Genomic DNA, 1,025 nt, shown 5'->3' with positions numbered 1-1,025 from the left:
GTACCGCGCGTTGCGCCCGGGCCGCTTCCTGCTGGTCGTGCCGCCCGGCACCGACGGTTCGGCGATCGCCGCCTGGCGTGATCGGGTCGACCTGGCCACCGCGGGCGGGGCGACGCGCACGACCGTCCTCGTACGCCCGGACGGCTACATCGCCTGGGCCGCGGACGGACCCGACGGACGGTCGGCCGTACGCGCGGCGCTACGCCAGTGGTGCGGCCCGGCGGCGGGCCGCGTCGCGCACTGATCGATTCCGCGCCTCACGGGCCTCAGCCGGCGGAGTCCTCCTCGTCGGCGTCGTCGTCCCGTGTCTCGTGGTGAGCCTCCTTGGTGCCGTCGTAGCGCCGGCTGACCGACTCGGCCGCGCGGTCGGACAGTTCCGACGCGGCGCGGACGTGGTCGTGCTGCTTCTCCTGCTCCTGCTCCTCGGGCGCCTCGTCGTCGCGCCGGCCCTCGGTCTCCATCGGCCCGCCTCCTCGTGGGTCGTCATCGGTCACGGTCCCGCCCTACCCGAACGGGAACGGTTCGATCATCGGACCCGATAGGTTCGGTCCATGAACGGCGGCCGGGCGACGGAGTGGGAGGCGGAGCACACCGTCTCGGCGGAACGGGCGAGCGACCTGATCGGCGCGCGCTTCCCCGACCTGCGCGGCGCGGCCGTCGAGGCGCTGGCCACCGGCTGGGACAACACCGTGTTCCTCGTCGGCGGAGAATGGATCTTTCGGTTCCCGCGCCGTTCGGTCGCGCTTCCCGGCGTCCGGCGGGAGATAGCGGTGCTGCCCGGGCTGGCCCCGCGGCTGCCACTGCCCGTACCCGTGCCGGAGTTCGCCGGGCAGCCGTCACCGGAGTTCCCGTGGCCGTTCTGGGGCGCCCGGCGCGTACCCGGCCGTGAGCTCGCGGAGGCGGGACTGCCCGACGGTGCGCGGACCGGCGCGGCGGCCGGCCTCGGCGCGTTCCTTCGTACGCTGCACGACCCGGATCTGGTCCCGGTCGTGGCGGGCGAACTGCCGCGTGACCCGTTGAGCCGC

The 1,025-nt window shown here is 74.8% G+C and carries 3 protein-coding genes; 2 read left to right on the top strand and 1 reads right to left on the bottom strand.

All coding sequences use genetic code 11. The features are described 5' to 3' along the window. Positions 1 to 244: aromatic-ring hydroxylase C-terminal domain-containing protein (locus ACFFNX_RS51005; protein WP_446678577.1), on the top strand; the 244-nt coding region annotated here is incomplete at its 5' end. 22 nt (positions 245 to 266) lie between these two features. On the opposite strand, the gene ACFFNX_RS51000 is transcribed toward ACFFNX_RS51005, so the two are convergent. After that, a complete protein-coding gene (locus ACFFNX_RS51000) occupies positions 267 to 461 on the bottom strand; it encodes a hypothetical protein (RefSeq protein WP_378213731.1) in 195 nt (64 codons plus the stop codon). Between the two features lie 90 nt (positions 462 to 551). Between ACFFNX_RS51000 and ACFFNX_RS50995 the strand changes: the two genes are divergently transcribed. Beyond that, positions 552 to 1,025: phosphotransferase (locus ACFFNX_RS50995; RefSeq protein ID WP_378213729.1), on the top strand; the 474-nt coding region annotated here is incomplete at its 3' end.

The organism is Actinoallomurus acaciae (assembly GCF_042429965.1).
GTDB classification, from domain to species: domain Bacteria; phylum Actinomycetota; class Actinomycetes; order Streptosporangiales; family Streptosporangiaceae; genus Actinoallomurus; species Actinoallomurus acaciae.
The sequence above is the reverse complement of the archived record's forward strand: the minus strand, read 5'-3'. Positions and strand labels throughout refer to the sequence as shown.

What these genes read in the sequence shown, in the direction of transcription:
- ACFFNX_RS51000 (WP_378213731.1), bottom strand. Translation starts at nt 461, where the DNA reads ATGGAGACCGAGGGCCGGCGCGACGACGAGGCGCCCGAGGAGCAGGAG.